The 23,779-nt window shown below is 62.7% G+C and carries 23 protein-coding genes; 15 read left to right on the forward strand and 8 right to left on the reverse strand.

Annotated elements, in window-relative coordinates; genetic code table 11:
* Positions 1-55: 55 nt before the first annotated feature.
* The 4 genes from ACX3P0_RS00230 to ACX3P0_RS00245 all read left to right on the forward strand — a co-directional run bounded on the left by ACX3P0_RS00230 (position 56) and on the right by ACX3P0_RS00245 (position 4,482).
* The gene (locus tag ACX3P0_RS00230; RefSeq protein WP_459085842.1) at positions 56-934 is read left to right on the forward strand and encodes an ABC transporter permease; all 879 of its coding nucleotides are present in this window, start codon (positions 56-58) and stop codon (positions 932-934) included.
* On the forward strand, positions 934-2,040 hold the full coding sequence (locus ACX3P0_RS00235) for an ABC transporter permease (RefSeq protein WP_459086835.1): 1,107 nt from the start codon (positions 934-936) through the stop codon (positions 2,038-2,040). The genes ACX3P0_RS00230 and ACX3P0_RS00235 overlap by 1 nt, the downstream gene beginning before the upstream one ends.
* 25 nt (positions 2,041-2,065) lie before the next feature.
* Positions 2,066-3,031 carry an ABC transporter substrate-binding protein gene (locus tag ACX3P0_RS00240; protein ID WP_459079471.1) on the forward strand — a complete coding sequence of 322 codons (966 nt, stop codon included), beginning with the start codon at positions 2,066-2,068 and terminating at the stop codon, positions 3,029-3,031.
* A gap of 170 nt (positions 3,032-3,201) precedes the next feature.
* Positions 3,202-4,482: a cystathionine gamma-synthase family protein gene (locus tag ACX3P0_RS00245; protein ID WP_459085843.1), complete on the forward strand. Its 1,281-nt coding sequence runs from the start codon at positions 3,202-3,204 to the stop codon at positions 4,480-4,482.
* Here ACX3P0_RS00245 and ACX3P0_RS00250 read toward each other — a convergent pair whose 3' ends face one another.
* The 3 genes from ACX3P0_RS00250 to ACX3P0_RS00260 form a co-directional block, all read right to left on the reverse strand.
* Positions 4,483-6,132, reverse strand: a complete 1,650-nt coding sequence (locus ACX3P0_RS00250; RefSeq protein WP_459085844.1) for a thiamine pyrophosphate-binding protein — start codon at positions 6,130-6,132, stop codon at positions 4,483-4,485. It lies immediately after the preceding gene.
* On the reverse strand, positions 6,129-7,301 hold the full coding sequence (locus ACX3P0_RS00255) for a CaiB/BaiF CoA transferase family protein (protein WP_459085845.1): 1,173 nt from the start codon (positions 7,299-7,301) through the stop codon (positions 6,129-6,131). Before ACX3P0_RS00255 ends, ACX3P0_RS00250 begins: the two co-directional genes overlap by 4 nt.
* Before the next feature lie 85 nt (positions 7,302-7,386).
* Positions 7,387-8,316, reverse strand: a complete 930-nt coding sequence (locus ACX3P0_RS00260) for an alpha/beta fold hydrolase (RefSeq protein WP_459085846.1) — start codon at positions 8,314-8,316, stop codon at positions 7,387-7,389.
* Positions 8,317-8,540: 224 nt separating this feature from the next.
* Between ACX3P0_RS00260 and ettA the strand changes: the two genes are divergently transcribed.
* From ettA to ACX3P0_RS00280, 4 genes are all read left to right on the forward strand, one after another.
* Positions 8,541-10,190 carry an energy-dependent translational throttle protein EttA gene (ettA, locus tag ACX3P0_RS00265; protein WP_459079476.1) on the forward strand — a complete coding sequence of 550 codons (1,650 nt, stop codon included), beginning with the start codon at positions 8,541-8,543 and terminating at the stop codon, positions 10,188-10,190.
* 14 nt (positions 10,191-10,204) lie between these two features.
* Positions 10,205-10,975 carry a trans-aconitate 2-methyltransferase gene (tam, locus tag ACX3P0_RS00270; protein WP_459085847.1) on the forward strand — a complete coding sequence of 257 codons (771 nt, stop codon included), beginning with the start codon at positions 10,205-10,207 and terminating at the stop codon, positions 10,973-10,975.
* Positions 10,976-11,132: 157 nt separating this feature from the next.
* Entirely contained in the window at positions 11,133-12,254 is a 1,122-nt protein-coding gene (locus ACX3P0_RS00275; RefSeq protein ID WP_459085848.1) for a beta-ketoacyl-ACP synthase III, read from the forward strand.
* Positions 12,255-12,260: 6 nt separating this feature from the next.
* Positions 12,261-12,878 carry an MOSC domain-containing protein gene (locus tag ACX3P0_RS00280; RefSeq protein ID WP_459085849.1) on the forward strand — a complete coding sequence of 206 codons (618 nt, stop codon included), beginning with the start codon at positions 12,261-12,263 and terminating at the stop codon, positions 12,876-12,878.
* A 12-nt stretch (positions 12,879-12,890) separates the two neighbouring features.
* Here ACX3P0_RS00280 and ACX3P0_RS00285 read toward each other — a convergent pair whose 3' ends face one another.
* The 3 genes from ACX3P0_RS00285 to tsaA all read right to left on the reverse strand — a co-directional run bounded on the left by ACX3P0_RS00285 (position 12,891) and on the right by tsaA (position 14,739).
* Positions 12,891-13,838, reverse strand: a complete 948-nt coding sequence (locus tag ACX3P0_RS00285) for an aminotransferase class IV (protein WP_459085850.1) — start codon at positions 13,836-13,838, stop codon at positions 12,891-12,893.
* An 89-nt stretch (positions 13,839-13,927) separates the two neighbouring features.
* On the reverse strand, positions 13,928-14,245 hold the full coding sequence (locus ACX3P0_RS00290) for a DUF2293 domain-containing protein (RefSeq protein WP_459085851.1): 318 nt from the start codon (positions 14,243-14,245) through the stop codon (positions 13,928-13,930).
* Positions 14,242-14,739, reverse strand: coding sequence for a tRNA (N6-threonylcarbamoyladenosine(37)-N6)-methyltransferase TrmO (gene tsaA, locus ACX3P0_RS00295; RefSeq protein ID WP_459085852.1), 498 nt, complete (start codon positions 14,737-14,739; stop codon positions 14,242-14,244). The genes ACX3P0_RS00290 and tsaA overlap by 4 nt, the downstream gene beginning before the upstream one ends.
* Positions 14,740-14,856: 117 nt before the next feature.
* Between tsaA and ACX3P0_RS00300 the strand changes: the two genes are divergently transcribed.
* Entirely contained in the window at positions 14,857-15,879 is a 1,023-nt protein-coding gene (locus ACX3P0_RS00300) for an ArsR/SmtB family transcription factor (RefSeq protein WP_459085853.1), read from the forward strand.
* A complete protein-coding gene (gene metF, locus ACX3P0_RS00305) occupies positions 15,879-16,793 on the forward strand; it encodes a methylenetetrahydrofolate reductase [NAD(P)H] (RefSeq protein ID WP_459085854.1) in 915 nt (304 codons plus the stop codon). Before ACX3P0_RS00300 ends, metF begins: the two co-directional genes overlap by 1 nt.
* 398 nt (positions 16,794-17,191) lie before the next feature.
* Here the strand turns inward: metF and ACX3P0_RS00310 are convergent, their stop codons facing one another.
* On the reverse strand, positions 17,192-18,370 hold the full coding sequence (locus ACX3P0_RS00310) for a lytic murein transglycosylase (protein WP_459085855.1): 1,179 nt from the start codon (positions 18,368-18,370) through the stop codon (positions 17,192-17,194).
* 72 nt (positions 18,371-18,442) lie between these two features.
* A complete protein-coding gene (locus tag ACX3P0_RS00315; protein WP_459085856.1) occupies positions 18,443-19,234 on the reverse strand; it encodes a glycoside hydrolase family 25 protein in 792 nt (263 codons plus the stop codon).
* A gap of 218 nt (positions 19,235-19,452) precedes the next feature.
* Between ACX3P0_RS00315 and ACX3P0_RS00320 the strand changes: the two genes are divergently transcribed.
* The 5 genes from ACX3P0_RS00320 to ACX3P0_RS00340 all read left to right on the forward strand — a co-directional run bounded on the left by ACX3P0_RS00320 (position 19,453) and on the right by ACX3P0_RS00340 (position 23,737).
* Complete coding sequence (locus ACX3P0_RS00320; RefSeq protein WP_459085857.1) at positions 19,453-20,832, forward strand: serine hydrolase domain-containing protein; 1,380 nt, start codon at positions 19,453-19,455, stop codon at positions 20,830-20,832.
* A gap of 141 nt (positions 20,833-20,973) precedes the next feature.
* Positions 20,974-21,198 carry a hypothetical protein gene (locus ACX3P0_RS00325; protein WP_459079487.1) on the forward strand — a complete coding sequence of 75 codons (225 nt, stop codon included), beginning with the start codon at positions 20,974-20,976 and terminating at the stop codon, positions 21,196-21,198.
* Positions 21,199-21,358: 160 nt separating this feature from the next.
* Positions 21,359-22,078 carry a TerB family tellurite resistance protein gene (locus tag ACX3P0_RS00330; protein ID WP_459085858.1) on the forward strand — a complete coding sequence of 240 codons (720 nt, stop codon included), beginning with the start codon at positions 21,359-21,361 and terminating at the stop codon, positions 22,076-22,078.
* A complete protein-coding gene (locus ACX3P0_RS00335; protein ID WP_459079489.1) occupies positions 22,075-22,845 on the forward strand; it encodes an N-acetylmuramoyl-L-alanine amidase in 771 nt (256 codons plus the stop codon). Before ACX3P0_RS00330 ends, ACX3P0_RS00335 begins: the two co-directional genes overlap by 4 nt.
* A gap of 178 nt (positions 22,846-23,023) precedes the next feature.
* On the forward strand, positions 23,024-23,737 hold the full coding sequence (locus ACX3P0_RS00340; RefSeq protein WP_459085859.1) for a lytic transglycosylase domain-containing protein: 714 nt from the start codon (positions 23,024-23,026) through the stop codon (positions 23,735-23,737).
* Positions 23,738-23,779 lie beyond the last annotated feature (42 nt).

The raw sequence follows: 23,779 nt of genomic DNA on the forward strand, positions 1-23,779 counted from the left end.
CGAGCCCATGGTGTTGCGCGCTCGATGCACAAACGGAAGAGCGTTGGACGCTTAGATGGATCGCCTTCGCGACAAGATCGTCCCTGTCACCACGCTTCTGGCGCTGCTGGTTGTAGGCTGGTACGCGTTTGCCGTGGTGCTCAACGGCCCGTTCCAGCGCGATCTCGACAGGCGTGCTGGCGAAACGCCGAGCTATTCCGAGTTCCTGGTCAAAACGTGGTCGCAGCCGAAGCCGACGCTGCCTGCGCCGCATCAGGTGGCGCAGAATTTCTTCAAGACCACGTTCATGGTCAAGCCCTGGAGTGCGCGCAGCCTCATTTATCATTCGTGGGTGACGCTGTCCTCGACCTTTGTCGGCTTCGTCTTCGGGGCCGCACTTGGCATCTTGATCGCAGTCGGCATCGTGCATTTCGCCTCGCTCGACCGCAGCCTGATGCCGTGGATCATTACCTCGCAGACCATTCCCATCCTCGCCATCGCGCCGATGGTGGTGGTGGTGTTCGCCGCCATCGGCATTACCGGCCTGTTCCCGAAGGCGCTGATTTCCACCTATCTGTCGTTCTTCCCGGTGGCGGTCGGCATGGTGAAGGGGCTGCGCTCGCCGGACCTGCTCTATCTCGACCTGATGCACACCTATAACGCCAGCAAGCCGCAGATTTTCTGGAAGCTGAGGGTGCCGGCGTCGATCCCGTATCTGTTCGCTTCGATGAAGGTGGCGGTTGCCGCAAGCCTGGTCGGGGCCATCGTCGCCGAATTGCCGACCGGCGCGGTCGCGGGCATCGGCGCCAAGCTGCTGGCCGCTTCCTATTACAGCCAGACCATCGAAATGTGGGCAGCGCTTGTTGCCGGCTCGCTGGTCGCGGTGATCCTGGTGGCGCTGGTCGGCATTGCCGGGCGGATCACCGACCGCGCCATGGGCGGGAGGCCGGCATGATGTGGGGTTATTCCTGGCAAGCGATGGCTGCGCTGGTACTGGCACTTGCGGGCGCGGCCTTCGAAGCCGGTGCCGTGCAAGGGGCGGCCGATGTGTGGCCGTCGCTCGGTCTTGTCGCGGTGACGGCGGTTGTCTCGGCCCTGGCGACGGCTCGCCCGCGCGCCGAGGCGATGGCGCTTTTCATCGGCGCGCATCTGGCGGCCTGGCTGCTGCTTGCCGGGATCACCGGCCATGAGGGCAATGCGGGCGTTTCTTTCTACTTCGCGCTGGCTGGTGCGTGGTTGCTGGCTTGGCGCTGCGCGACGGTGCTTTCTTCGCTCAAACCGTCGGGCAGGGCAGAGTCCATCGCGCTCACGCTCATCATCCCGATCATCTTCGGCGCGTGGATACTGATCCTGTGGGAAGCCATTGTTCGCGGCGCGGGCATCCCGTTCCTGCTTTTGCCGCCGCCAAGCGCGATTGCGGTGCGGATGGCGGCTTCGGCTTCGGTGCTGGCCGCCGACGTTCGGCAGACGATCTTCAAGGCGGTGATCGCCGGCTATGTGATCGGCTGCGCTTCAGGTTTTGCTGCGGCGATTGCCGCCGACCGTTTCGTGTTCCTGCGGCGCGGGCTTTTGCCCATCGGCAACATGGCGGCAGCGCTGCCGATCATCGGCGTGGCGCCGATCATGGTGATGTGGTTCGGCTTCGACTGGCAGTCGAAGGCGGCCGTCGTCGTTGTCATGACCTTCTTCCCGATGTTGGTGAACACCGTTGTCGGCCTGACCGCATCCGGCCACATGGAGCGCGACCTGATGCGCACCTATGCGTCCGGCTACTGGCAGACGCTGTTCAAGCTCAGGCTGCCGGCGGCGATGCCGTTCATCTTCAACGCGCTCAAGATCAATTCGACGCTGGCGCTGATCGGCGCCATCGTCGCCGAATTCTTCGGCACGCCGGTCGTCGGCATGGGCTTTCGCATCTCGACCGAGGTCGGTCGCATGAACATCGACATGGTGTGGGCGGAAATCGCGGTTGCAGCCGTCGCCGGTTCGGTCTTCTATGGCGCAGTCGCCCTGGTGGAGAGGGCAGTGACGTTTTGGCATCCGTCTATCCGTGGTGGCTAGGCGAACTTCAGAGGTGGAAAAAACAATGAAAAGACTGATTGTTTCCATGCTGGCCGGCGCCATGTCGCTGGCGGCGGTACAGGCCTGGGCCGCGGACCAGGTGACGCTGCAGCTCAAATGGGTGGCGCAGGGTCAGTTCGCCGGCTATTTCGTGGCCAAGGACAAGGGGTTCTACAGCGACGAAGGCCTCGACGTCGACATCAAGCTCGGCGGGCCGGATATCGCGCCGGAGCAGGTGATTGCCGGTGGAGGCGCGGACGTCATCGTCACCTGGATGGCGGCAGCGCTTGCGGCCCGTGACAAAGGCGTCAATCTCGTCAACATCGCCCAGCCCTTCGCCAAGTCCGGCCTCGAACTGATCTGCCCCAAGGACGGCCCGGTCAAGACCGAAGCCGACTTCAAGGGCCATACGCTGGGCGTCTGGTTCTTCGGCAACGAATATCCGTTCTATGCCTGGATGAACAAGCTTGGGCTGCCGACCGAAGGCGGGCCGGACGGCGTCACCGTTCTCAAGCAGAGCTTTGACGTGCAGCCGCTGATCCAGAAGCAGGCGGATTGCATTTCGGTCATGACCTACAATGAATACTGGCAGGCGATCGATGCCGGCTTCAAGCCCGAAGACCTGATCGTGTTCAACTATACCGCGCTCGGTAACGACCTGCTCGAAGACGGGCTTTATGTCCTGGCCGACAAGCTCAAGGACCCGGCCTTCGACGACAAGATGGTCCGCTTCGTGCGCGCCTCGATGAAGGGCTGGCACTATGCCATCGAGCATCCGGACGAAGCGGCCGGCATGGTCATCGACGCCGGCGGGCAGGATGAGAACCACCAGAAGCGCATGGTCGGCGAAGTCGCCAAGCTGATCGGCTCAGGCAAGCTCGATCCAGTTACCTATGAGCGCACGGCCAAGGCGCTGCTCGACCAAAAGATCATCGCCAAGGCACCGGAAGGCGCCTACACGACGGAGATCACCGACAAGGCGCTCAAATAAGGCGCTTTATACCTGATACATAGGAACGGCGCTTCTGGCCATCGGTCAGAGGCGCCGTTCTTTTTTCGGGCAATGATTTGCGTGAAATCGGCTCCGGTTAGGCGCAAATAGCAGGACGATCCGTCACCAGTGGCGTAGCTTGGCGATGTTCAATTTCGAAGGACCCTGCCATGCCCGCGCCAAAACCGTCCCGAACCCATATCGGCAACCACCGTCTGCATCCGGAAACCATGATGCTGGGCTATGGCTACGATCCGCTTCTGTCGGAAGGCTCGGTCAAGCCGCCGGTGTTCCTGACCTCGACCTTCGTGTTCAAGAGCGCGGAGGAGGGCAGGGATTTCTTCGACTACACATCGGGCCGCAAGGAACCGCCGAGCGGCGGTGCGGGGCTGGTCTATTCGCGCTTCAACCACCCCAACAGCGAGATCGTCGAGGATCGGCTGGCGATCTACGAGGAGACGGAAAGCTGCATCCTGTTTTCGTCGGGCATGTCGGCCATCGCTACCGCCGTGCTGGCTTATGCGCGGCCGGGCGACGTGGTGCTGCATTCGCAGCCGCTTTATGGCGGCACGGAAACACTGATTTCGCGCACGCTGGCCGGTTTCGGCATCGGCGCGGTTTCGTTCTCGAACGGCGTTGACGCGGATGAGGTGCGCAAGGCGGCGGATGAGGCGGCTGCCAAAGGGCGGGTGTCGATCATCCTGGTCGAAACGCCGTCGAACCCGACCAACAGCGTCATCGACATCGCGCTTATGCGCGTGATTGCCGACGAGCTTGGCGAAAAACAGGGAAGCCGCCCGGTGGTGATGTGCGACAACACGCTGCTTGGGCCGGTGTTCCAGCGCCCGGTCGGGCTAGGGGCGGACCTGTCGCTCTATTCGCTGACCAAATATGTCGGTGGCCATTCGGACCTGATCGCCGGCGCTGTCATGGGTTCGAAGACGGTCACCCGCCCGATCAAGCTCTTGCGCGGGGCCATCGGCACGCAACTCGACCCGCATTCCTGCTGGATGCTCGGCCGCTCGCTGGAGACGCTGTCGATCCGCATGGAACGCGCCAACAGTAACGGCCGTCTGGTCGCTGAATTCCTGCGCGACCATGCCAAGGTCGGCAAGGTGCATTACCTGCCGTTCCTGGAGGAAAACACGCCGGCGGCGCGCGTCTTCAGGGCGCAGTGCAGCGGTGCCGGCTCGACCTTCTCCTTCGACATCGTCGGCGGGCAGGCGGCGGCATTCGCGTTTCTCAACGCGCTTCTGGTGTTCAAGCTGGCGGTCAGCCTTGGCGGCACGGAATCGCTGGCCAGCCATCCGGCGGCGATGACGCATTCGGGTGTGCCGGCAGATGTGCGCGAGCGCATCGGCGTGCTGGACTCGACCATCCGCCTGTCGATCGGCGTCGAGCATCCCGACGATCTCATCGCCGATCTGGCGCAGGCGCTGGTTAGCGCCTGATTACCGCTTGTCGCGGATGTCCGACAGCGTCCTTGTCGGCGTGATGGCTTCCGGGTCCAGCTTGATCTCGATCAGCGCCGGCTTGCCGCTGGCCAGCGCGCGCTCAAAAGCGGGTGCGAAGGCGTCGGTGGTTTCCACCGTCTCGCCATGGCCGCCATAGGCGCGGGCAAGGGCGGCGAAATCGGGGTTGTTGAGCGATGTGCCGGAAACCCGGCCCGGATAGTCGCGCTCCTGATGCATGCGGATGGTGCCGAAGATGCCGTTGTTGACGACAATGACGATGATCGGCAGCCCGTACTGCACGGCGGTGGCGAATTCCTGCCCGTTCATCATGAAACAGCCGTCGCCGGCAAAGGCGACCACTGTGCGGTCGGGATAGAGTGCCTTGGCCGCGACCGCTGCCGGCGTGCCGTAGCCCATCGAGCCGGAGGTCGGGGCCGATTGCGTGCCGTAGCCGCGGAAGCGGTGGTACCGGTGGATCCAGGTGGCGTAGTTGCCCGCGCCGTTGGTCAGGATGGCGTTTTCGGGCAGCGCCTTTTCCAGATAGTTCATGATCGGCCCCATATGGACCGCGCCGGGGCCGCTTTCTGGCGGGATCGACCAGCCGAGATAGTTCTCGTGCAGCGTTTTCGTCGCCTCGGCCCAGACCGGAGTCTGTGAAGGCTTCCTCTTGGCAAAAGCTTCCACGAAGGCGGCAGGCGATGCATTGATCGCCAGCGTCGGGCGGTAGACGCGGCCGAGTTCGCCGGCGTCCGGATGGATATGCACCAGCGGCTGATCCGGATAGGGGCTTTTCAGCAGCGTATAGTCGGAAGACGGCATTTCGCCGAAGCGGCCGCCCAAAAGCACCACGAGATCGGACTGCTTGATATAGTCCGACAGTTTCGGGTTGATGCCGATGCCGACATCGCCGGCATAGTTCGGATCGAGATGGTCGAACAGCATCTGGCGGCGGAATTCGACGCCGACCGGCAAGGCCCAGTCATGCGCCAGGGTGCGCATGGTCTCGAAGGCTTCATAGCCCCAGCGCGTACCACCAAGGATGAAGAACGGCCGCTTGGCCTTTGCGAGCAACGCCTCGAACTGGTCGAGTTCAGCGGTGCCGGGACCTGTTTCGACCGGCGTGAAGGGGAGGGCTGCAGGCGCGTCGACCAGATCGGTCAGCATGTCTTCCGGCAGCGCGATGACCACCGGACCCGGCCGCCCGGAGGTGGCGACGGAAAAGGCGCGCGTCAGGATTTCGGGGATGCGTGCGGCATCGTCGATCTCGGTCGCCCATTTGCAAATCGGGCCGTAGAAGGCGCGGTAATCGACCTCCTGGAACGCTTCTCGCTCGCGCGCCTTTCTGGCGATCTGGCCGATGAACAGGATCATCGGAATGGAATCCTGTCTTGCGATATGGATGCCCGGCGAGGCGTTTGTGGCGCCTGGACCGCGCGTGACGAAGCAGATGCCGGGCTTGCCCGTCAGCCGGCCCTCGCTGTCGGCCATCATGGCGGCCCCGCCTTCCTGGCGGCAGATGATGGTTTTTATGGCCGAATCGTGCAGCGCGTCGAGAACGGCGAGATAGGATTCGCCCGGAACGCAGAAGACCCGCTCCACTCCGTTTGCTTCAAGCGCTTCGACAATCAGTTTTCCGCCGGTCTTCATTTTCCGGTTTTCTCCAGTTCGGCAAGGATTTCCTGCGTGTGTTCGCCCAGCCGGGGCGAGGGGCGGTCGTACGCAAGCGTCGTCGCCGACATCAGCATGGGCGCGCGCACCGAAGGCAGCGCATTGCCGTGGCCGTCATCTAGGTCGAGCCGCATGCCGCGCGCGATCGTCTGCGGATCGGCAAATGCCTGGCCGATGGTGTTGATCGGGCTGGCCGGAACGTGGGCCGCTTCCAGTTTGGGCAGCAGTTCGTCGCGCGTGAGGGCGGCAAGTGGCGCAAGGATCGCTTCGCGCAACGCCGCGCGGTTGGCGACGCGGGCGGCATTGGTAGCGAAATCGGGATTATCGGCCAGGTCCTCAAGCCCGATCACGCCGCAGAATTTGCGGAACTGGCCGTCATTACCGACGGCGAGAATGAAATGGCCGTCCTTGACCGGCAGTACCTCGTAGGGCGCGATATTGGGGTGGGCATTGCCCATCTGCACGGGCGGGATGCCCGATACGAGATAATTCAGGTTCTGGTTGGCCAGCACCGAGATTTGCGCATCGAGCAGGGCCATGTCGATTTGCTGGCCTTCGCCGGTTTTTTCGGCATGGCGAAGGGCTGCCTGGATGGCGACGACCGAATAGAGCCCGGTGAAAAGATCGGTAACGGCAACGCCCACCTTTTGCGGCTCGCCGCCCGCCGGGCCGGTAATCGACATCAGGCCGGACATGCCCTGCACGATGAAGTCATAGCCTGCGCGCGGCGCATACGGGCCGGTCTGGCCGAAGCCGGTGATCGAGCAATAGACGAGGCGCGGGTTCGCCGCCTTCAGGCTGTCATAGTCGAGCCCGTATTTCTTCAGGCCGCCAAGCTTGAAGTTTTCGATCAGCACATCGGCGGTTGCGACCAGCTTGCGCACGGTTTCCGCCCCTTCAGGCGTCGAGAAATCGACGACGATCGAGCGCTTGCCGCGATTGCAGGCATGATAGTACGCGGCCGAGAGGTTCTCGCCGTCATGGCCGGTAACGAAAGGCGGGCCCCATTTGCGGGTGTCGTCGCCATCCGGGCTTTCGACCTTGACGACATCCGCGCCGAGATCGGCCAGCAACTGGCCCGCCCACGGTCCGGCAAGGATGCGGGCGAGTTCGACGACACGGACGCCTTTCAGCGGGGAATCGGCCATTTGACACCAGACGAGCGGGCGAAGGTTGAAGCCAAGGCTCTATCAACCCGGCACGAGGATGTCACGGTCCTTGAACTGTACCAGCCTATTTCAGTATTCGTTCGGCCCATGCCGCGAAATCCGCCATGATGGCATCGCGGTTCACCTCGTTCAGGCTTTCGTGGCGGGTTTCGGGGTAAACCGTTGAAACCAGATTCGAAAAGCCCATTTGCCTCATCCGCGCTGCGAGGTGTTCGACGGCCTTGCCGCCGTCGGTCGCCGGGTCCTTTGCACCGCCGACGAGATGGAAAGGCAATGCCTTGGCGACCTGGACAAAATTGGCGTCGTCGGCACCCTCGAAGATGAAGCCGAACAGGTCACGCCACAGCGACACCGACGCGTCGAAACCGCAGAGCGGATCGGCGATGTATTTCTGCACCTCCGCCGTATCGCGCGACAGCCAGTCGAAAGGGGTGCGGTGCCCGGGGATGGCTTTGCCCCATGCCTGGAAGGTCAGCTTCGGAAGCATCCGCGACGGCACGTCGGAGCCGAGCCGGAAGCGCTCCCATGCAAGCATGGCAAGTGCTGCGCGGCCGGCGAGCCCGGCCGAAAAATTGGCGTTCCAGATGGCGGCAGCATGGACGCGGCTTGAGTGACGCAGCACGAAATCGAGCGCGATCAGCCCGCCCATGGAATGGCCGAAGACGATGACCGGCAAATGGGGGTGTTGCTTTTCGATCAGGTCATGCACGGCAACGACATCGGAGATGACTTTTTCACTGCCGTCCGCCTGGGCGAAGCGGCCAAGTGGTGCGTCGGGGGCCGTGGTGAAGCCGTGGCCGCGATGGTCGTGCGCATAGACATGAAAGCCGCTATGGGCAAGAAAATCGGCGAAGCGCCCGTAGCGCAGCGCATGTTCGGCCAGGCCGTGGTTGATCTGGACGACGCCGCGGCCGATCCCCTCAGCAGGTTTGACGTAAAGATTGAGAAGCGCGCCGCTCGGTGACGCAAGCTTCATCTGGCGCTCGAACGGCATGCGGCGCTCCTCCCCTACTGACTTTTGGAGATGGCAAAGCCGCCGTCAAGCGCGGCGGGCTTCGCCGGTATCAAATCCTGAATGTCCATTGACCCTGATTCGTCACGATGGCCAAGCAGGGTGCGTCCGCGTCAAAACCGATTGCCGTTTGCCGCCCCATCGCCTACATAGCGCGCAACCTCCATCCATATTGACCTTCAAGTCACTGTACAGGGAACGCGCGCGTGGCACGCCAATTCATCTATCACATGGCCGGCCTCAACAAGGCCTACGGCACCAAGAAGGTGCTGGAGAACGTCCATCTTTCCTTCTATCCCGACGCCAAGATCGGCATTCTCGGCCCTAACGGAGCCGGCAAGTCGACCATCCTCAAGATCATGGCCGGGATCGACAAGGATTGGAACGGCGAGGCTTGGCTGGCCGAGGGTGCGACCGTCGGCTATCTGGCGCAGGAGCCGTCGCTCGATCCCGCGCTCGACGTGTTCGGAAACGTCATGGAAGGCGTTGCCGCCAAGACCGCGATCATCGAGCGCTACAATGAATTGATGATGAACTATTCCGACGAGACGGCCGACGAGTCGGCCAAGCTCCAGGACGAGATGGACCGGCTCAATCTGTGGGACCTGGAACAGCAGGTCGAGATGGCGATGGAAGCGCTCGGCTGTCCGCCCAAGGACGCCGACGTCACCAATCTGTCGGGCGGCGAGCGCCGCCGCGTGGCGCTGTGCCAGCTTTTGCTGCGCGAACCCGACCTTTTGCTGCTGGACGAACCGACCAACCATCTGGACGCCGAAACGACCGCCTGGCTGGAAAAGCACCTGCGCGCCTATAAGGGCGCGGTGATGATCATCACCCACGACCGCTATTTCCTCGACAACGTCACCGGCTGGATTCTCGAGCTGGATCGCGGCCGCGGCATTCCCTATGAAGGCAACTACACCAAATATCTTGAAGCCAAGGCCAAGCGTCTCAAGCAGGAAGGCCGCGAGGACGATTCCCGCCAGCGCGCCATCGGTCGCGAGCGCGAGTGGATCCAGTCGAGCCCGAAGGCGCGGCAGACCAAGTCCAAGGCGCGTATCCAGGCGTTCCAGGACCTTCTGGATGCGGCCGACAAGCGCCGTCCGAGCGATACGCAGATCGTCATTCCGCATGGCGAGCGGCTCGGCAATGTCGTCATCGAGGTCGAAGGCCTGTCCAAGGGCTTTGGCGACGATTTGCTGATCGAGAATTTGACCTTCAAGCTGCCGCCCGGCGGCATTGTCGGCATCATCGGCCCCAACGGCGCCGGCAAGACGACGCTGTTTCGCATGATCACCGGCCAGGAAACGCCCGATAGCGGTTCCATCCGCGTCGGCGAAACGGTCAAGCTCGGCTATGTCGACCAGAGCCGCGATACGCTCGACCCGGCCAAGACGGTGTGGGAGGAAATCTCGGGCGGGGCCGAAGTCGTCAAGCTCGGCAAGTTCGAGGCCAATACGCGCGCCTATTGCGCGTCGTTCAACTTCCGTGGCGGCGACCAGCAGCAGAAGGTCGGCAACCTCTCCGGCGGCCAGCGCAACCGCGTGCATCTGGCCAAGATGCTGAAGACCGGCGGCAACGTCCTGCTGCTCGACGAACCGACCAACGATCTCGATACGGAAACGCTGGCGGCCCTTGAAGACGCACTGGAAAATTTTGCCGGCTGCGCCGTCATTATCTCGCATGACCGCATGTTCCTCGACCGGCTGGCGACCCACATCCTCGCCTTTGAGGGCGACAGCCATGTCGAATGGTTTGAAGGCAATTTCGAAGATTACGAGCAGGACAAGATCCGTCGCCTCGGCGCCGAAGCCGTCAACCCACACCGCATGACGTACAAGCGCCTCACGCGGTAATCTAGGGGAAGAAAATGCCCGACTGGTCCGCCGCTCAATATCTCAAATTCGAGGATGAGCGGACGCGGCCGGCGCGCGATCTCGTGGCACAGATACCGGTGCCGAACCCGCAGCGCGTGGTCGATATCGGCTGCGGACCGGGAAATTCGACCGAGCTTCTGGTCGAGCGTTGGCCGCAGGCATCGGTCAGTGGCTTCGATAGTTCGCCCGACATGATCGAGAAGGCGAAAGCGCGGTTGCCTGGCGTTTCGTTCTCCTTGGGGGATGCCGGGACGTGGGCGCCTACGGAGCCGGTCGACGTGATCTTCGCCAATGCAGTGTTCCAGTGGCTGCCCGAGCATCCGGCGATCTTCCAGCGGTTGATGGGCTTTCTGGCTCCGGGCGGGGCGCTTGCGGTGCAGATGCCCGACAATATGGATGAGCCGTCGCATCGGTTGATGCGCGAAGCGGCTTCGGAAATGCCGTTTGCGGAAAAGATGGCGGGCGCAGCGCGCGAGAAATTGCCGCCGGTTGCCTTCTACTACGACCTGCTGTCGCCCTTGTGCGATCGGCTCGACCTCAGGCACACCCTCTACAATCATCCGCTGGCGAATGCCGGGGCCATCGTCGAATGGCTGAAGTCGACGGGGCTAAAACCGTTTCTCGACCCGCTGGACGAGCCGGAGCGTAGGCTTTTCCTTGAAAATTATACGGCGAAGATCGCAGAAGCCTATCCGGCGACCGTGACGGGGAAGGTGCTGCTGCGGTTTCCGCGCCTGTTTATTGTCACCCAAGTGAAAGCGTAGACCGGTTTCGAAATACAACACAAAATCGTGTCTCCGATAGCGCCCGTTCAGGAAACGATCGCGCGAAACGCCAAGTTGGCGTAAAGCGCGCTGGCGCATTGTTGCGCGGGGCGCGGGCGTGGCCCATATGAGGGCGTAGCGCACAGGCGGACAGACAATGCATCGCGTCATCATCAGCGGCCTCGGTGTCGAAATTCCCGAGACCTCCATCAGTAATGACGAACTCGTGGCAAGCTTCAACGCCTGGGTCGATGCCGAGAACCCGCGGCGCATTGCCACCGGCGAGCCGCCGCTGCAAAAATCCGACAGCGCCTTCATCGAGCATGCGTCGGGCGTGCGCAGCCGCCATGTCATCGAGCGCGAAGGCATTCTCGATCCGGCACGCATGGCGCCGCACATTGCGGCGCGCCCCGACGAGGCGCTTTCGCTACAGGCTGAATTCGGCGCCGCCTCTGCCCGCAAGGCGTTGCGCCAAGCGGACGTCAAGCCGGCCGACGTCGACCTTGTGATTTGTTCGTCGTCGCACCTGCAGCGGCCCTATCCGGCGATTGCCATCGAAATGCAGCAGGCGCTGGGTACGCGGGGTGCTGCGTTCGACATGGGGCTTGGCTGCTCGTCGGCGGTGGCGGCACTGCATGTGGCGGTCGGGTTGGTGCGCGCCGGGACGCACAAGCGCGTGCTGGTGACGACACCGGAAATCATCACCGGGCATCTCAATTTCCGCGACCGCCAGACGCATTTCATCTTCGGCGACGCCTCGGTGTCGATCGTGGTCGAGGGCCTGACGAAAGGCTCGGCGCGGCCGGGCCGGTTCGAAGTGCTGGATACGCGGTTGTGGACGCAGCTTTCCAACAATATCCGCACCAATTTCGGCTATCTGACCCGCACGGCGCAGGACGATCCCTACCAGATCGACCTCGAAGGCAACATGATCAAGCAGGTCGGCAACAAGGTGTTCAAGGAAGTCACCGTTGCCGGGCACAAGTTCATCGTCGAGTTTTTGGCCGAGCACGGGCTGACGCCGGAAGGCATCCGGCGCTTCTGGCTGCACCAGGCCAACGCCCGTATGAACGCCATGATCTTGCGGCTGGCTTTCGGCCACGATGTCGACCAGGACCGCGCGCCCATGGTGCTCGACCGGCTCGGCAACACGGCAGGGGCGGGCGCGATCGTGGCACTCTCGGAAAACCATGCCGACATGAAAGCCGGCGACTACGGCCTCTTATGCGCCTTCGGGGCAGGCTATTCGATTGGCGGCGCGCTGCTGAAAATGCTGTAGCCGATCATGCCTGATCTCTTCCCGGAAACCATGCCAGCGCCCGAAATCGTGCCCGGCAGGAAGCTGAAGGCGACGGCGGCCGGGATTTATGCGGCGCTTGGCGATGGTTTTCAAACCGCTGCGGTTGAAGCGCTACGGCTCGGCTTCGAGGGAATCGATGGCGATTTTCACGCCGGTTTCACCCGGCGCTCGGGTGGGCGCGAGCCATGGTATCCGCGCGGCACCGAAATGCGCAACGAACGGCAACTGACGCTTGTCGCGCCCGACGAACTGGCACTCGTTGCCGAGGGGATGGGATTGGCCGAGATCAAGCCTGAATGGATCGGCGCGAATTTTTTGATCGACGGTTTGCCCCAGCTTTCGATGGTGCCTGCCGGTACGCTGCTGTTCTTCGAAGGTGGCGCAACGCTGAAGATCGAGGGTCAGAACCATCCCTGCCGCATTTCCGGACGCTCGATTGCGGAGAATGCCGGCATGCCGGATATGGAAGCAGGCGCGTTGCTGTTCCCGAAAATGGCAAAGCGCCTGCGCGGTCTCGTTGCCTGGGTAGAAAAGCCGGGGACGGTCAGGCCTGGTGAGCCTATATCGGTGCGCGTGCCCGAACAGTGGATCTATCGGGCCTGAGGGTTTTCGCGCTTACGGATAGCGGACCGGCATCGACCAGTCCGGGTCGGCGTGCTTGTCCCAGTAAAGCTTGGTCAGGTGCCTGGTAATCGGGCCTACCTTGCCGTCGCCGATGGCCGCGCCGTCGACCCTGGTTACCGGCATGATGCCCCCGGCGGTGGAGGTGATGAATACTTCATCGGCCTGTTTTAGTGCAGGGACAGCGAGATCGGCGGCGTTTGCCCACAAGCCGGTCTCGGCGCAGAGGTCGAAGACGGTGCGCCGGGTGATGCCCTGCAGCACGCCTGCCGCCGGTGTCGTCAGCCTGCCGTCCTTCACCGCGAAGACGTTGAACCCTGGACCCTCGGCGACATTGCCGTTGAAGTCGAGGATCAGTGCCGTTTCGCCGCCATGGTCGTAAGCGTCGTAAAGGCCGCGGACCAGATCGAGCCAATGGTAATTCTTGATCGTCGGGTCGATGGAGGCCGGCGGAATGCGTACCCGGTCGCTGATGACCACATGCAGCCCACGCTGCATCTGCTCGGCATTGGCGACGGAGCCAAGCGGGATCGCGAAGGCCATGAAGCGGTTGACGGCCTCGCGCGGGTCGCGGCTGAAGGTCGGCGAGGTGCCGCGCGTGCACAGCATTTCCACATAGGCGGCGCGGTGGCCGGACAACGCCACGCAATCGTGCAGGATCTGGGCGACTTGCTCGCGGTCGAAGGGGATCGACATGCGGAGCTTGCCGAGGCCGGCAAAAAAGCGGTCGAGGTGCAGGTCGAGCCGGAAGAAGCGGCCGTTCCAGACATGCACGGTGTCATAGGTGGCGTCGGAATGCAGAAAGCCGAAGTCCAGCACCGAAAGCTTGGCCTGCGCCATCGGCAGATACTGGCCATCCATGAAGGCGATGCCATCGGGATAGCGGTGCGGGTCGACATGCTGGCTGGAAATGGCGGGCATGGCGGAAGCGGCGGTGTCCATGGCGTCCTCCGGAGGTGGCGACGGCCCCGTATCGGCCATACCCTGTCAATTCGGCAAGGCGCATGCGCCGGTTATCGATGTGCCATCATTCATTCCTCTTCGTCATCCGGGTCGAGCAGCCGGGTGGCGCGCCAGCGGGTCAGCACGCCGTTGGTCTCACCGATGACGAAGAAGCGCGCCGAATCGCGGTCGTAGCCCTCAGTGAGCAGCTTTTCGTAGTCGGTATGGACGTGGCGGACATGGGCGATGGTGGCGAGCCATACGGCGATGGAAGGCGGCAGCGTCTTCATATGGACCGCGCCGGCAGCCGTGCGGATACTTTCCATGTCGGCAAAAGGCGCTGCCGGCAGCAGTGCCGTGAGCGCCTTGGCGATGGCGCGGCGGCGGCCGGTCGGGGCGGGTTTCATCGCTCGGCAATCGTTGCTTCGGGGACGGCGTCGACCGAGGCGAAATAGGGCTTTATGTCGATGACCGGCGTGCCGTCGAGAACGTCGATGGCTTCGAGTTCCAGCCGCCCAGTGGCGCTGTCGAGCGAAAGCAGTCGGACGATATGGAGGCCGACAGGATTTGGCCGGGCAGGGGAGCGCAAGGCGAAAACGCCTTTCGATTCCGTGGTATGGCGCGGTTTTTGCACAATCAGATTCCGCATGGCGTGCTGCAGCCAGGAGAGCACGATGACGTGGCTGGCCTGCTCCAGCCCACGCAATCCGTCGCGGTAGGGCGCATCGATGACAAGGGAAGCCGGCTGCCCGGCTTCGCGCGCGGCGCGCATGTTCTTCGGGCAGGTTTCCCGCGACGTCCACGGCGAATTCATGTGGCCGATAAACACGATATGGCCGTCCAGCGGCATGATCGCTGGGTCAATGTCGAGGATTTCCTCGCCCTCACGCCGCTCGAACATGGTTTCGCTCCCGAGATGCCTGCGTCATTTTCGTGTCGATGAGCGACATTGGGCTTGCACGTTCTCCAAAATCGACATAAACATATCTTTATGTCTTTTTGAATGAGGGTGCCGTCCATGCACGTTCCGCTCGATACAATGGTAGATACGCTGAAGGCGGCCGCCGAATCCAGCCGGCTTCGCATTCTGGCGCTGCTGGCGCACGGTGACCTTACCGTTTCCGACATCACCGAAATACTGGGCCAGTCGCAGCCGCGCGTTTCGCGCCATCTGAAGCTCTTGATGGAGGCCGGGCTGATCGGCCGCTATCAGGAGGGCTCCTGGGCGTTCTTCCGGCTTTCGGATTCGGATGCCGCGCGCGACTTCGTGCTGGGCCTGATCGCCGGCATCAGCGGCGCCGATCCGCAAGTCGAGCGCGATCTGGAGCGTCTGGCCGCGGTCAAGCGCAAGCGCCAGGACCGCGCTGCCGAATATTTTTCGCAGAATGCGGCAAGCTGGGACCAGATCCGCCTGCTGCATGTGCCCGATCGCGCCGTGGAAGCCGCCCTTCTCAAGCTCGTCGGCAAACGGCCGTTCCAAGCGATGCTCGATCTTGGCACCGGCACCGGGCGGCTGCTGGAGATTTTTTCGCCGCTCTATCGGCGCGGCGTCGGCATCGACATGTCACGCGAGATGCTTAGCGTTGCGCGCGCCAATCTCGACAAGGCCGGCATCGCCAACGCGCAGGTGCGGCAGGGCGACATTTTTTCGCCGCCCGTGGAGCGCGACGCCTACGACCTCGTCACCATCCACCAGGTGCTGCACTATCTCGACGACCCGGCCCGCGCCGTGCGCGAAGCGGCCCGGCTGCTGCGGCCGGCGGGGCGGCTGGTGATCGTCGATTTCGCGCCGCACACGCTCGACTTCCTGCGCGAGGAACATGCGCATTTGCGTCTCGGCTTTGCCGACAAGCAGATTGTGGAGTGGTTCGCGGAAGCCGGCCTCGACCTTGAGGACAGCGAGGAATTCGAACCAAGCGGCGGCACGGAAGCCAGGCTGACGGTGAAACTGTGGCTTGGCCGCGACCGGCGCATTCTGATGGCCGATCCGTCCCGTGAACCGCAAGCAGCCGGCGTGCGCCCGGTAGGGGAAATTGCCTGATGAACCAGTTTCGCTTTTCCCGCCGTTCCGATCTCGGCGACAAGGTCCGCGTTTCGTTCGAGTTCTTCCCGCCGAAGAGCGACGAGATGGAGGCGAGGCTTTGGGATACGGTGACGCGGCTGGAGCCGCTCAAGCCGCAATTCGTGTCGGTTACCTATGGCGCGGGCGGCTCGACGCGGGAGCGCACGGCGCGCACGGTCAGGCGCATCCTGACCGAAGCGGCCATTCCGGCCGCAGCACATCTGACCTGCGTTGGTGCTACGCGAGGCGAGATCGACGCCGTTATCCGCGAATACCAGTCGTTCGGCATCAGCCGCTTCGTGGCGCTTCGCGGCGATCCGGCATCGGGCGTCGGTGCTGCCTATCGCCCGCATCCGGGCGGCTACGAAAACGGAGCCGATCTGGTCGCCGGCCTGAAGGCCGCTGGCGATTTCGATATTTCGGTTGCTGCATACCCGGAAAAGCATCCGCAAAGTCCGGACTTCGCCACCGATATCGAAATGCTGAAACGCAAGGTCGACAATGGTGCGACGCGCGCCATCACGCAATTCTTCTTCGATAACGACGCCTATGAGCGCTATGTCGAGCGCGTGCGCCGGGCCGGCATCTACATTCCCATCGTGCCGGGCATCCAGCCGATTCACAGCTTCCGGCAAGTCGCCAATTTCTCGTCGCGGGCCGGGGCCCATGTGCCGACATGGCTGGCCGAGCGTTTTGAGGGGCTGGAGAACGACCCGCAGACGCACGCGCTGGTGGCATGCGCGGTTGCGGCCGAACAGGTTCTGGACCTGGTCGAGCGCGGGGTCGGCGATTTCCACTTCTACACGATGAACAGGGCCGATCTGGTCGTTGCCATCTGCCATATGATCGGCATCCGCTCGCAGCCGGCGCTCGAGGGGTCGGCGGCGGCATAAAAGCAAAAAGGCCGGGAAAAACCCGGCCTTTTCAATTTTTTCTACTCTTTTTGACGGATCACAATCCGCCACTGCGGCCTATGGCAGGACACCCATAATTAGGGCCCCGATGAAGGCGAATGCAGCACAAATCATCAGTGCGTTGATTGGCCTTGTAAGTCCCATATATAGCCTCCTCTTAAAGAGCTATGAGTGGGAGTCTAGGAGCATTTCGGTCACAGGCAAGCGGAAATTTTTCCAGAATGCGACAGAATTGTGAAATTTTCGACCTGATCGTTGCCGTTAGATATTGAAATCGCTGTTCAAAAGCGGCGTTCACGGCTGTGAATAAATTGTGGTCAAATCTGGCAGAAAATTAGCGGATCGGTTCTTCCTTCCGTATGGGGAAGGGGACGCGCTTACAGTTTCGCCAGCAGTTCCTGCGTCGGCCAACCGTCCACCGGCAGGCTCAACCGCATCTGCTCCTGGCGGATCGCCTCGCGCGTGTTGGTGCCCAGAATGCCGTCGACGGTGCCGACGTCATGTCCCCTGGCTTCCAGCTTCGTCTGCAATTCCTTCATCTGGTCGCCGCTCAGGCCGATTTCGGCATTGCGGGGATCGAAGGCCGGTGCGCCGGCCAGCCGCGCCGCAAGGTTGGCGGCGGTCAGCGCATAGGTGATGGACTGGTTCCATTCGAGATAGACGTCGAAATTTTCATAGGTGAGGAAGGCTGGCCCGTTGCGCCCCATCGGCAGCGCCAGACCTGCCTTCAGGCCGTTGTCGGTCAGCGGCGTGCCGTTCGGGTTGGTGACGCCCCACTCGGCCCATTGGGTCAAGGGCAGTTTGTTGGTGCGGCCGGTCTGGTCCCATGGCATGTTTTCGGGCACGCGCACTTCCTCGATCCATGGCTGGTCGCGTTTCCAGCCCTTCACCTGAAGTTTTTTGGCGGTGGTCATTATGGCGTCGGGGGCGCTGCCGCGCAGATCGACCAGGCCGTCGCCGTCGCCGTCTGTGCCCTCGCCGAGATAATCGGACGGCAGGATCTGCGTCTGCCCGATCTCGCCGGCCCATGCGCCCTTGACGTCCGCCGGCACCACGCCGCGATCGATCAGCATCAAGAGCGGGATGAGCTGTTTGCGAAAAAGCTCGGGGCGGCGGCAATCATGAGCCAGCGTCACCAGCGCGTTCAACGTATTGAAATCACCCTGTACCGCGCCGAAATCGGTTTCCAGCGCCCAGAAGGCGGCAATGACCGGGCCCTGCACGCCGAATTGCTGGTCGGCGCGGGCGAAAACATCGGCATATTTTGTGAGGTTGGCCGCGCCCTGCTTCAGGCGGTAGTCCGAAATCATCCGCTTGGAGAACTGGATGAAGGTCTGGGTGAACACGCCTTGCGCGCGATCGCGGGCCAGCACCTTCGGATCGTGGGCGGCTGCGGCCAGCGCCGCGTGCCCGGCCGTGCCGATGCCGGCTGTGGTCGCTTCGGCCGAGACACCCTGGAGCCACGCCTCGAAGCCGCCGCCGCATTCCTGCGCCAGCGCGGGCACGGCCGTCGCGGTCACAAGCAACGCCGCGAGAAGTGTGGAGCGCAGTCGCATTGCCTTTTCTCCGGAAATTCGCGTGGCTGCACGCCGATCGCGCTTTTCGAAAAGCAGGCTATCGGTGCCCTGTCAACGGGTGTTCTGCCGCAGCCACTTGTGCCATGCGGCTTCGCTGCCGTTGAAAACATTGATGTCGGCGTTGCCTTTCACGCCGGGAACCACGCCCGTCCCGGTATATTGCCAGAAGGTGAAGGGGTGGCTGCCGTATCTCTGGCGCGGATGGCCGGCGACCGAGCGCAGCCAATAGGGATAGCCGCGAAAGGTCGAGAGATTGTTGTCGTCGAAGAAGTCGATCGACGTGTAGATGATCGGCTTCTTGCCGTAGTGTCGCTCGATCATGCCAAGGAAAATGCTCATTTCGCTGCGCACCGTCTCTGAGGGCGGACGAAGCTTGCAGGTCGGCGATTGCGGGTTCCATTCCATGTCGAGCACGGGCGGCATCGCTGAGCGGTCGTTCGGCACGTTTTCGATGAACCAGCGCGCCTGTTCCGCCGCCGGACGGCAGAAATAGTAAAAATGATAGGCCGCGCGCGGGATTCCGGCGGCTTTCGAATGTCGCCAGTGCTCGACGAAATACTCGTCGACGCGGTCGCCGCCCTCCGTCGCCTTGATGAAGGCGAAGGAAATACCGCTTGCCTTGGCGGACGGCCAATCGATCGAGGATTGGTATTTGGAGACGTCCGTTCCATGGACGGCGTAGTTCCACGGCGCACCGGAATCCCATTCGTGCGGGTCCGTGTCGGCAAAGCGCGGTGCGCGGCCTGTAGCTGTGGCGGCGCTGGGCGACAGGGGCGCAAGATCGTCCATTGTCGAGCAGGCGCTAAGGAAAGCCAGCATGGCGAGAGCCGCGAAACGACGCATTTTTTGGTCCCCAACCCGGTCAAGCCGGCCTATGCTCGATTGACGATGGTGGCTTGGCAGCACCACGGCGCATGCCGTGCCGCAGATGAGCATCCCGCACTCCCTCTCATCGCTCAACATGGTTGATTTTTGGTTGATGGCGCTCGACACGCTGCCAGAATTGCACGACGAATGGGCCTAAATCCATGGCCGAATCGAATAGCCGGGGAGAATGAGCCATGCGCGTATTCTGGAAGACCGCAAAATGGCTCGCCGGGATGGTCGTTCTGGCGGTGCTCGCCTTGGCTGCCTGGCTGGCAATCGCCCCGCCGGAATTGATCCGCATCGGCACCGGCTATTCGGCCAAGATCGTCTGCTCCAACGTGTTTCTGGCCGGCCGCGATGCGCAGGACGTGCTGGCGGTGGATGTGCAGGCACCCGGCAATCCGCTGTTGCGGCTGATGAAGGTTTCGGTGGACAGGGAGGCAGGAACGGTTTCCGCCGGTCTGCTTGGCGTCTTCGGCGAGAGCGTCGCCATCGTTCGCGACGGCCTTGGATGCACCAATATTCCCGACGGAAATATCGCCGAAGCTGCGAAGATCAAGGGTGCCGCGCTGACGCCGGCACCGGCGCTCGATGTGTCGTGGCCGCAAGGCGGGCATGTCGATGCTTCGCAGAACCCTGAAATTTCGGCGATCCTCGAGGACGCGGCGCTGACCGGTCCTGGCATGCGCGCCGTCGTGGTGGTCAAGAACGGGCGCATCGTCGGCGAGCGCTATGGCGACGGCTTTTCGGAAAAGACGCCGCTGCTTGGCTGGTCGATGACCAAGACGGTCAACGCGGCGCTGATCGGCACTGTGATCAAGGCCGGCAAGCTGGCTGTAGCCGACAAGGAACTGTTCGAGCCGTGGAAGGCGGACGGACGCGCGGCCATCAGCCTTGCCGATCTGATGGCGATGTCGAGCGGGCTTCAGTTCAACGAGGAGTATGGCGACGTCGCAGACGTCACGCGCATGCTTTATCTCGAGCCGGACATGGCCGGCTTTACCGAGGCCAAGCCGCTGGCCGGCGAAGTGGGCAAGGTGTTCAACTATTCGAGCGGCACGGCGGTGCTTTTGTCGCGGCTGTGGCAAAATGCGATCGGCGACCCGGAACAAGCATTGGCGTGGCCGCGGCTTTCCCTGTTCGATCCGCTCGGCATGCAAAGCGCTGTGCTTGAAACAGACGAGCACGGCACGTTCGTCGGCTCGTCCTACCTTTATGCAACGGCGCGCGACTGGGCGCGCTTCGGCCAGTTCCTGCTGCAGGATGGCGTTTGGAACGGCGCGCAGCTCCTGCCGGCTGGCTTTGTTTCGTGGATGCGCGAAAAGGCTCAGGCCAATGGCGTTTACAGCAGGGGACAGCTTTGGCTGGAAGGGCCGGGCGACGAGGGTCGGCCGGGTGCCGGTGTCACCGAGGGCCTGCCTTTCGGCACGTTCTGGCTGGAAGGGCACGACGGGCAGACCGTCGCCGTAATGCCGTCCAGGGGGCTGGTGGTGGTGCGCATGGGGCTGACGCCGGCCAGGCTCGGCTATCGGCCGCAGGCTATGGCGGCAACGCTGGTGAAGGCGCTGCCTTAGCGGCGGAAAAGTTGCGCCATCTGCCGCCTCGGCGATCTTCCCGTTACAGCGCGAAACGCAATGTTACGCAACGTATGCCGGCGTGCCGCATTTTCCCTTCGATCGCCCCCTATAAACGGGCGTTGTTGAAGGAGAGATGTCATGAAAAAACTCATTCTCGCGACTGTATCCGCCGTTGCCCTGCTGGGCGTTGCAGCCTGCAGCGATAGCGGGACCGACGATTCCACCACGCAGAGCACCAATCCGCCTGCCGCCGAAGAGCCGATGACGCCGACAACCCCGGACACCACGACATCGCCGCAGGCGACGCCGCCGGCAACGGATGGTTCGACACCTGCACCCGAGGCTCCGGCGCCCGCGCAGTAAGTTAGCGATGACACGAGTGGGAAAGGCCGGCTGTTGTCGGCCTTTTTCTTTGTGGGTTGGCTCCTTTGTGGGTTTGCCAGCAGATGCGGTGTCATCAAAAACCGGTGCCGGGTCTCGCGCCGGGTTGAAAAGGACGGTTGGTTCGCCCTAAGTAGCGCGCATGTCGATTTGGGACCGCCTCGGCGACTTCATTACGCGTTTATCGTCTTCGGCGACGTCGGGGGTGGCGGGGCTTGTCGAGGCGGTACGGACCCTGTTTTCCGGCGATGCGGACCTGCGCCGTCGCGTGGCGTTTTCGGTTGCCATGATCGCCCTGTCGGCGAAGATGGCCAAGGCCGACGGCGTCGTGACGCAGGACGAGGTCAGCGCCTTCCAGCAGATATTCGAGGTTCCACCCAAGGAAACGCACCATGTGGCGCGGCTTTTCGATCTGGCCAAGCAGGACGTGGCGGGGTACGAAACCTATGCACGGCAGATGGCGCGGCTTTGCGGTTCGGGCCATCCCAACTGCCTGATGCTGGAGGATATCCTCGACGGCCTTTTCCATATCGCCAAGGCCGATGGCGTGGTGCATGAGCGCGAGGGGCAGTTCCTGCATCGCATCGCCGACATCTTCGGCATCGACGAGGCGCATTACCAGAGCATCCTTGCTCGCCATGTCAGTCTGGGGACAGGCGATCCCTATGTGGTGTTGGGCGTCGAACGCGGCCAACCTTTCGAAGTCGTGCGCAAGCGCTATCGCAAGCTGGTGCAGGACAACCACCCCGATCGGCTGATCGCGCGCGGGCTGCCGCAGGAGTTCATCAAGATAGCCACGAGCCGCATCGCCGCGATCAATACCGCCTATGAAATGATCGAACGTGGATTGAAGCGCGCATGAGCGGCTTTTCACCCGACCAGCCCGGCGCCGACATAAGGGTGTCGCCGAATTTCGGGCCGAGACGCGAACCGCTCAAGCCGGACATGATCGTGCTGCACTATACCGGCATGGCGACCGGCGTGGCGGCGGCGCGCTGGCTGTGCGATCCGGCAAGCGAGGTGTCGGCGCACTACCTCGTCCATGAGGACGGTGGCATTGTACAGATGGTACGCGAAAGCGACCGTGCCTGGCATGCCGGCAAAAGTTCGTGGCGCGGCCAAACAGATATCAATTCCTGCTCGATCGGCATCGAGATCGTCAATCCGGGCCATGGGTTTGGCTATCCGGCCTTTCCTGCGCGACAGATCGGGGCGGTCATCGACCTGTGCGGCGGCATCGTTGCCCGACATGCGGTTTTGCCGGAAAGGGTGCTTGCTCATTCCGATATCGCACCCGGCCGCAAGATCGATCCGGGCGAAAGGTTTCCCTGGCGGCGTTTGTTCGAGGCCGGCATTGGACATCTGATCGATGCCGCGCCCATCCGGAGGGGGCCGGTACTCAAGGCAGGCGACAGCGGCGAGCCGGTCGAAGATCTGCAATCAATGCTGGCGTTCTACGGCTACGGTGTGGAGATCACCGGCATTTTCGACAGGCAGAGCGAGATCGTGGTGGAGGCGTTCCAGCGCCATTTCCGGCCGCGCCGGGTGGATGGGGTGGCCGATCGGTCGACATTGCGGACGCTGCGGCGCCTGCTGGATTCGATGGCGAAAAGTCTCGCCGAAGCGTAGTTTCGAAACCGCTAAATTACATTGTGTCACTTAAAGTGACTTGCTCTGCCTTCTTTGCCGCTAATTGAGCCGTCAAAGCGAGGCCACACCGATGCCGGATTCAATGCTTTCGCTATTCCGGCCTCCAGCGAGCACCGTCGCACGGATATCTTCGCGCGATTCTTAAGAACAGGACAGCATGTACAAATTGACTGGTGTAACGGCAGCCCTTGCTGCCGGCGTGATGAGTTTTGCCGTAACTGTGGCGCATAGCGCGCCACCGAATTTCCGTACGGATCAGGGTGCCATCCCTGCCCAGGCGCACAAGACAAAGGCGGCCGACGCCAAGAAGACAGGCGACAAGACCACAAAGCAAAAGGTGGCGAAGAAGACCGGAACGAAGACGGCAAAAGCGGCCGCCAAGCGCAAGGCCGTCAGAAGCAAAACCGCCAGAAAAAAGACCGCCATCGACAGAACGACCACCGCGTCAATCGGGCCGGTGAACGCAGCCAAATCCGCCAAGGCGGCGGTTCCCTATTCCGCCATCGTTGCGCGCTATGCGGCAAGCTATGGTGTGCCTTTCTCGCTGGCGCGGGCTGTCATCAGGGTCGAGAGCAATTATCGTCCGCATTTGACGGGCAGTGCCGGCGAGGTCGGCCTGATGCAGATCAAGCCGGCGACGGCGCGCATGATGGGCTATAGCGGCTCGGTCAAGGGGCTCTACGACCCGGAAACCAACATCAAATACGGCATGAAGTATCTGGCCATGGCGCAAGGCCTTGGCGGCGGCACCACCTGCGGCACCATCCTCAAATACAATGCCGGCCACGCCGCGAAGCGAATGAACCCGGTGTCGTCCGCCTATTGCAGCAAGGTCAAGGTGCATATGGCGAGGCTCGGGACGTCCATCTGATCGCTGGCGTCCGTCGGCTTTTTCGTTTGCGTTTTCCGCGAC

It is taken from the genome of Mesorhizobium sp. A556 (genome assembly GCF_054489545.1).

What these genes read in the sequence shown, in the direction of transcription:
- ACX3P0_RS00230 (WP_459085842.1), top strand. Translation starts at nt 56, where the DNA reads ATGGATCGCCTTCGCGACAAGATCGTCCCTGTCACCACGCTTCTGGCG.
- ACX3P0_RS00235 (WP_459086835.1), top strand. Translation starts at nt 934, where the DNA reads ATGTGGGGTTATTCCTGGCAAGCGATGGCTGCGCTGGTACTGGCACTT.
- ACX3P0_RS00240 (WP_459079471.1), top strand. Translation starts at nt 2,066, where the DNA reads ATGAAAAGACTGATTGTTTCCATGCTGGCCGGCGCCATGTCGCTGGCG.
- ACX3P0_RS00245 (WP_459085843.1), top strand. Translation starts at nt 3,202, where the DNA reads ATGCCCGCGCCAAAACCGTCCCGAACCCATATCGGCAACCACCGTCTG.
- ACX3P0_RS00250 (WP_459085844.1), bottom strand. Translation starts at nt 6,132, where the DNA reads ATGAAGACCGGCGGAAAACTGATTGTCGAAGCGCTTGAAGCAAACGGA.
- ACX3P0_RS00255 (WP_459085845.1), bottom strand. Translation starts at nt 7,301, where the DNA reads ATGGCCGATTCCCCGCTGAAAGGCGTCCGTGTCGTCGAACTCGCCCGC.
- ACX3P0_RS00260 (WP_459085846.1), bottom strand. Translation starts at nt 8,316, where the DNA reads ATGCCGTTCGAGCGCCAGATGAAGCTTGCGTCACCGAGCGGCGCGCTT.
- tam (WP_459085847.1), top strand. Translation starts at nt 10,205, where the DNA reads ATGCCCGACTGGTCCGCCGCTCAATATCTCAAATTCGAGGATGAGCGG.
- ACX3P0_RS00275 (WP_459085848.1), top strand. Translation starts at nt 11,133, where the DNA reads ATGCATCGCGTCATCATCAGCGGCCTCGGTGTCGAAATTCCCGAGACC.
- ACX3P0_RS00280 (WP_459085849.1), top strand. Translation starts at nt 12,261, where the DNA reads ATGCCTGATCTCTTCCCGGAAACCATGCCAGCGCCCGAAATCGTGCCC.
- ACX3P0_RS00285 (WP_459085850.1), bottom strand. Translation starts at nt 13,838, where the DNA reads ATGGACACCGCCGCTTCCGCCATGCCCGCCATTTCCAGCCAGCATGTC.
- ACX3P0_RS00290 (WP_459085851.1), bottom strand. Translation starts at nt 14,245, where the DNA reads ATGAAACCCGCCCCGACCGGCCGCCGCCGCGCCATCGCCAAGGCGCTC.
- tsaA (WP_459085852.1), bottom strand. Translation starts at nt 14,739, where the DNA reads ATGTTCGAGCGGCGTGAGGGCGAGGAAATCCTCGACATTGACCCAGCG.
- ACX3P0_RS00300 (WP_459085853.1), top strand. Translation starts at nt 14,857, where the DNA reads ATGCACGTTCCGCTCGATACAATGGTAGATACGCTGAAGGCGGCCGCC.
- metF (WP_459085854.1), top strand. Translation starts at nt 15,879, where the DNA reads ATGAACCAGTTTCGCTTTTCCCGCCGTTCCGATCTCGGCGACAAGGTC.
- ACX3P0_RS00310 (WP_459085855.1), bottom strand. Translation starts at nt 18,370, where the DNA reads ATGCGACTGCGCTCCACACTTCTCGCGGCGTTGCTTGTGACCGCGACG.
- ACX3P0_RS00315 (WP_459085856.1), bottom strand. Translation starts at nt 19,234, where the DNA reads ATGCGTCGTTTCGCGGCTCTCGCCATGCTGGCTTTCCTTAGCGCCTGC.
- ACX3P0_RS00320 (WP_459085857.1), top strand. Translation starts at nt 19,453, where the DNA reads ATGCGCGTATTCTGGAAGACCGCAAAATGGCTCGCCGGGATGGTCGTT.
- ACX3P0_RS00325 (WP_459079487.1), top strand. Translation starts at nt 20,974, where the DNA reads ATGAAAAAACTCATTCTCGCGACTGTATCCGCCGTTGCCCTGCTGGGC.
- ACX3P0_RS00330 (WP_459085858.1), top strand. Translation starts at nt 21,359, where the DNA reads ATGTCGATTTGGGACCGCCTCGGCGACTTCATTACGCGTTTATCGTCT.
- ACX3P0_RS00335 (WP_459079489.1), top strand. Translation starts at nt 22,075, where the DNA reads ATGAGCGGCTTTTCACCCGACCAGCCCGGCGCCGACATAAGGGTGTCG.
- ACX3P0_RS00340 (WP_459085859.1), top strand. Translation starts at nt 23,024, where the DNA reads ATGTACAAATTGACTGGTGTAACGGCAGCCCTTGCTGCCGGCGTGATG.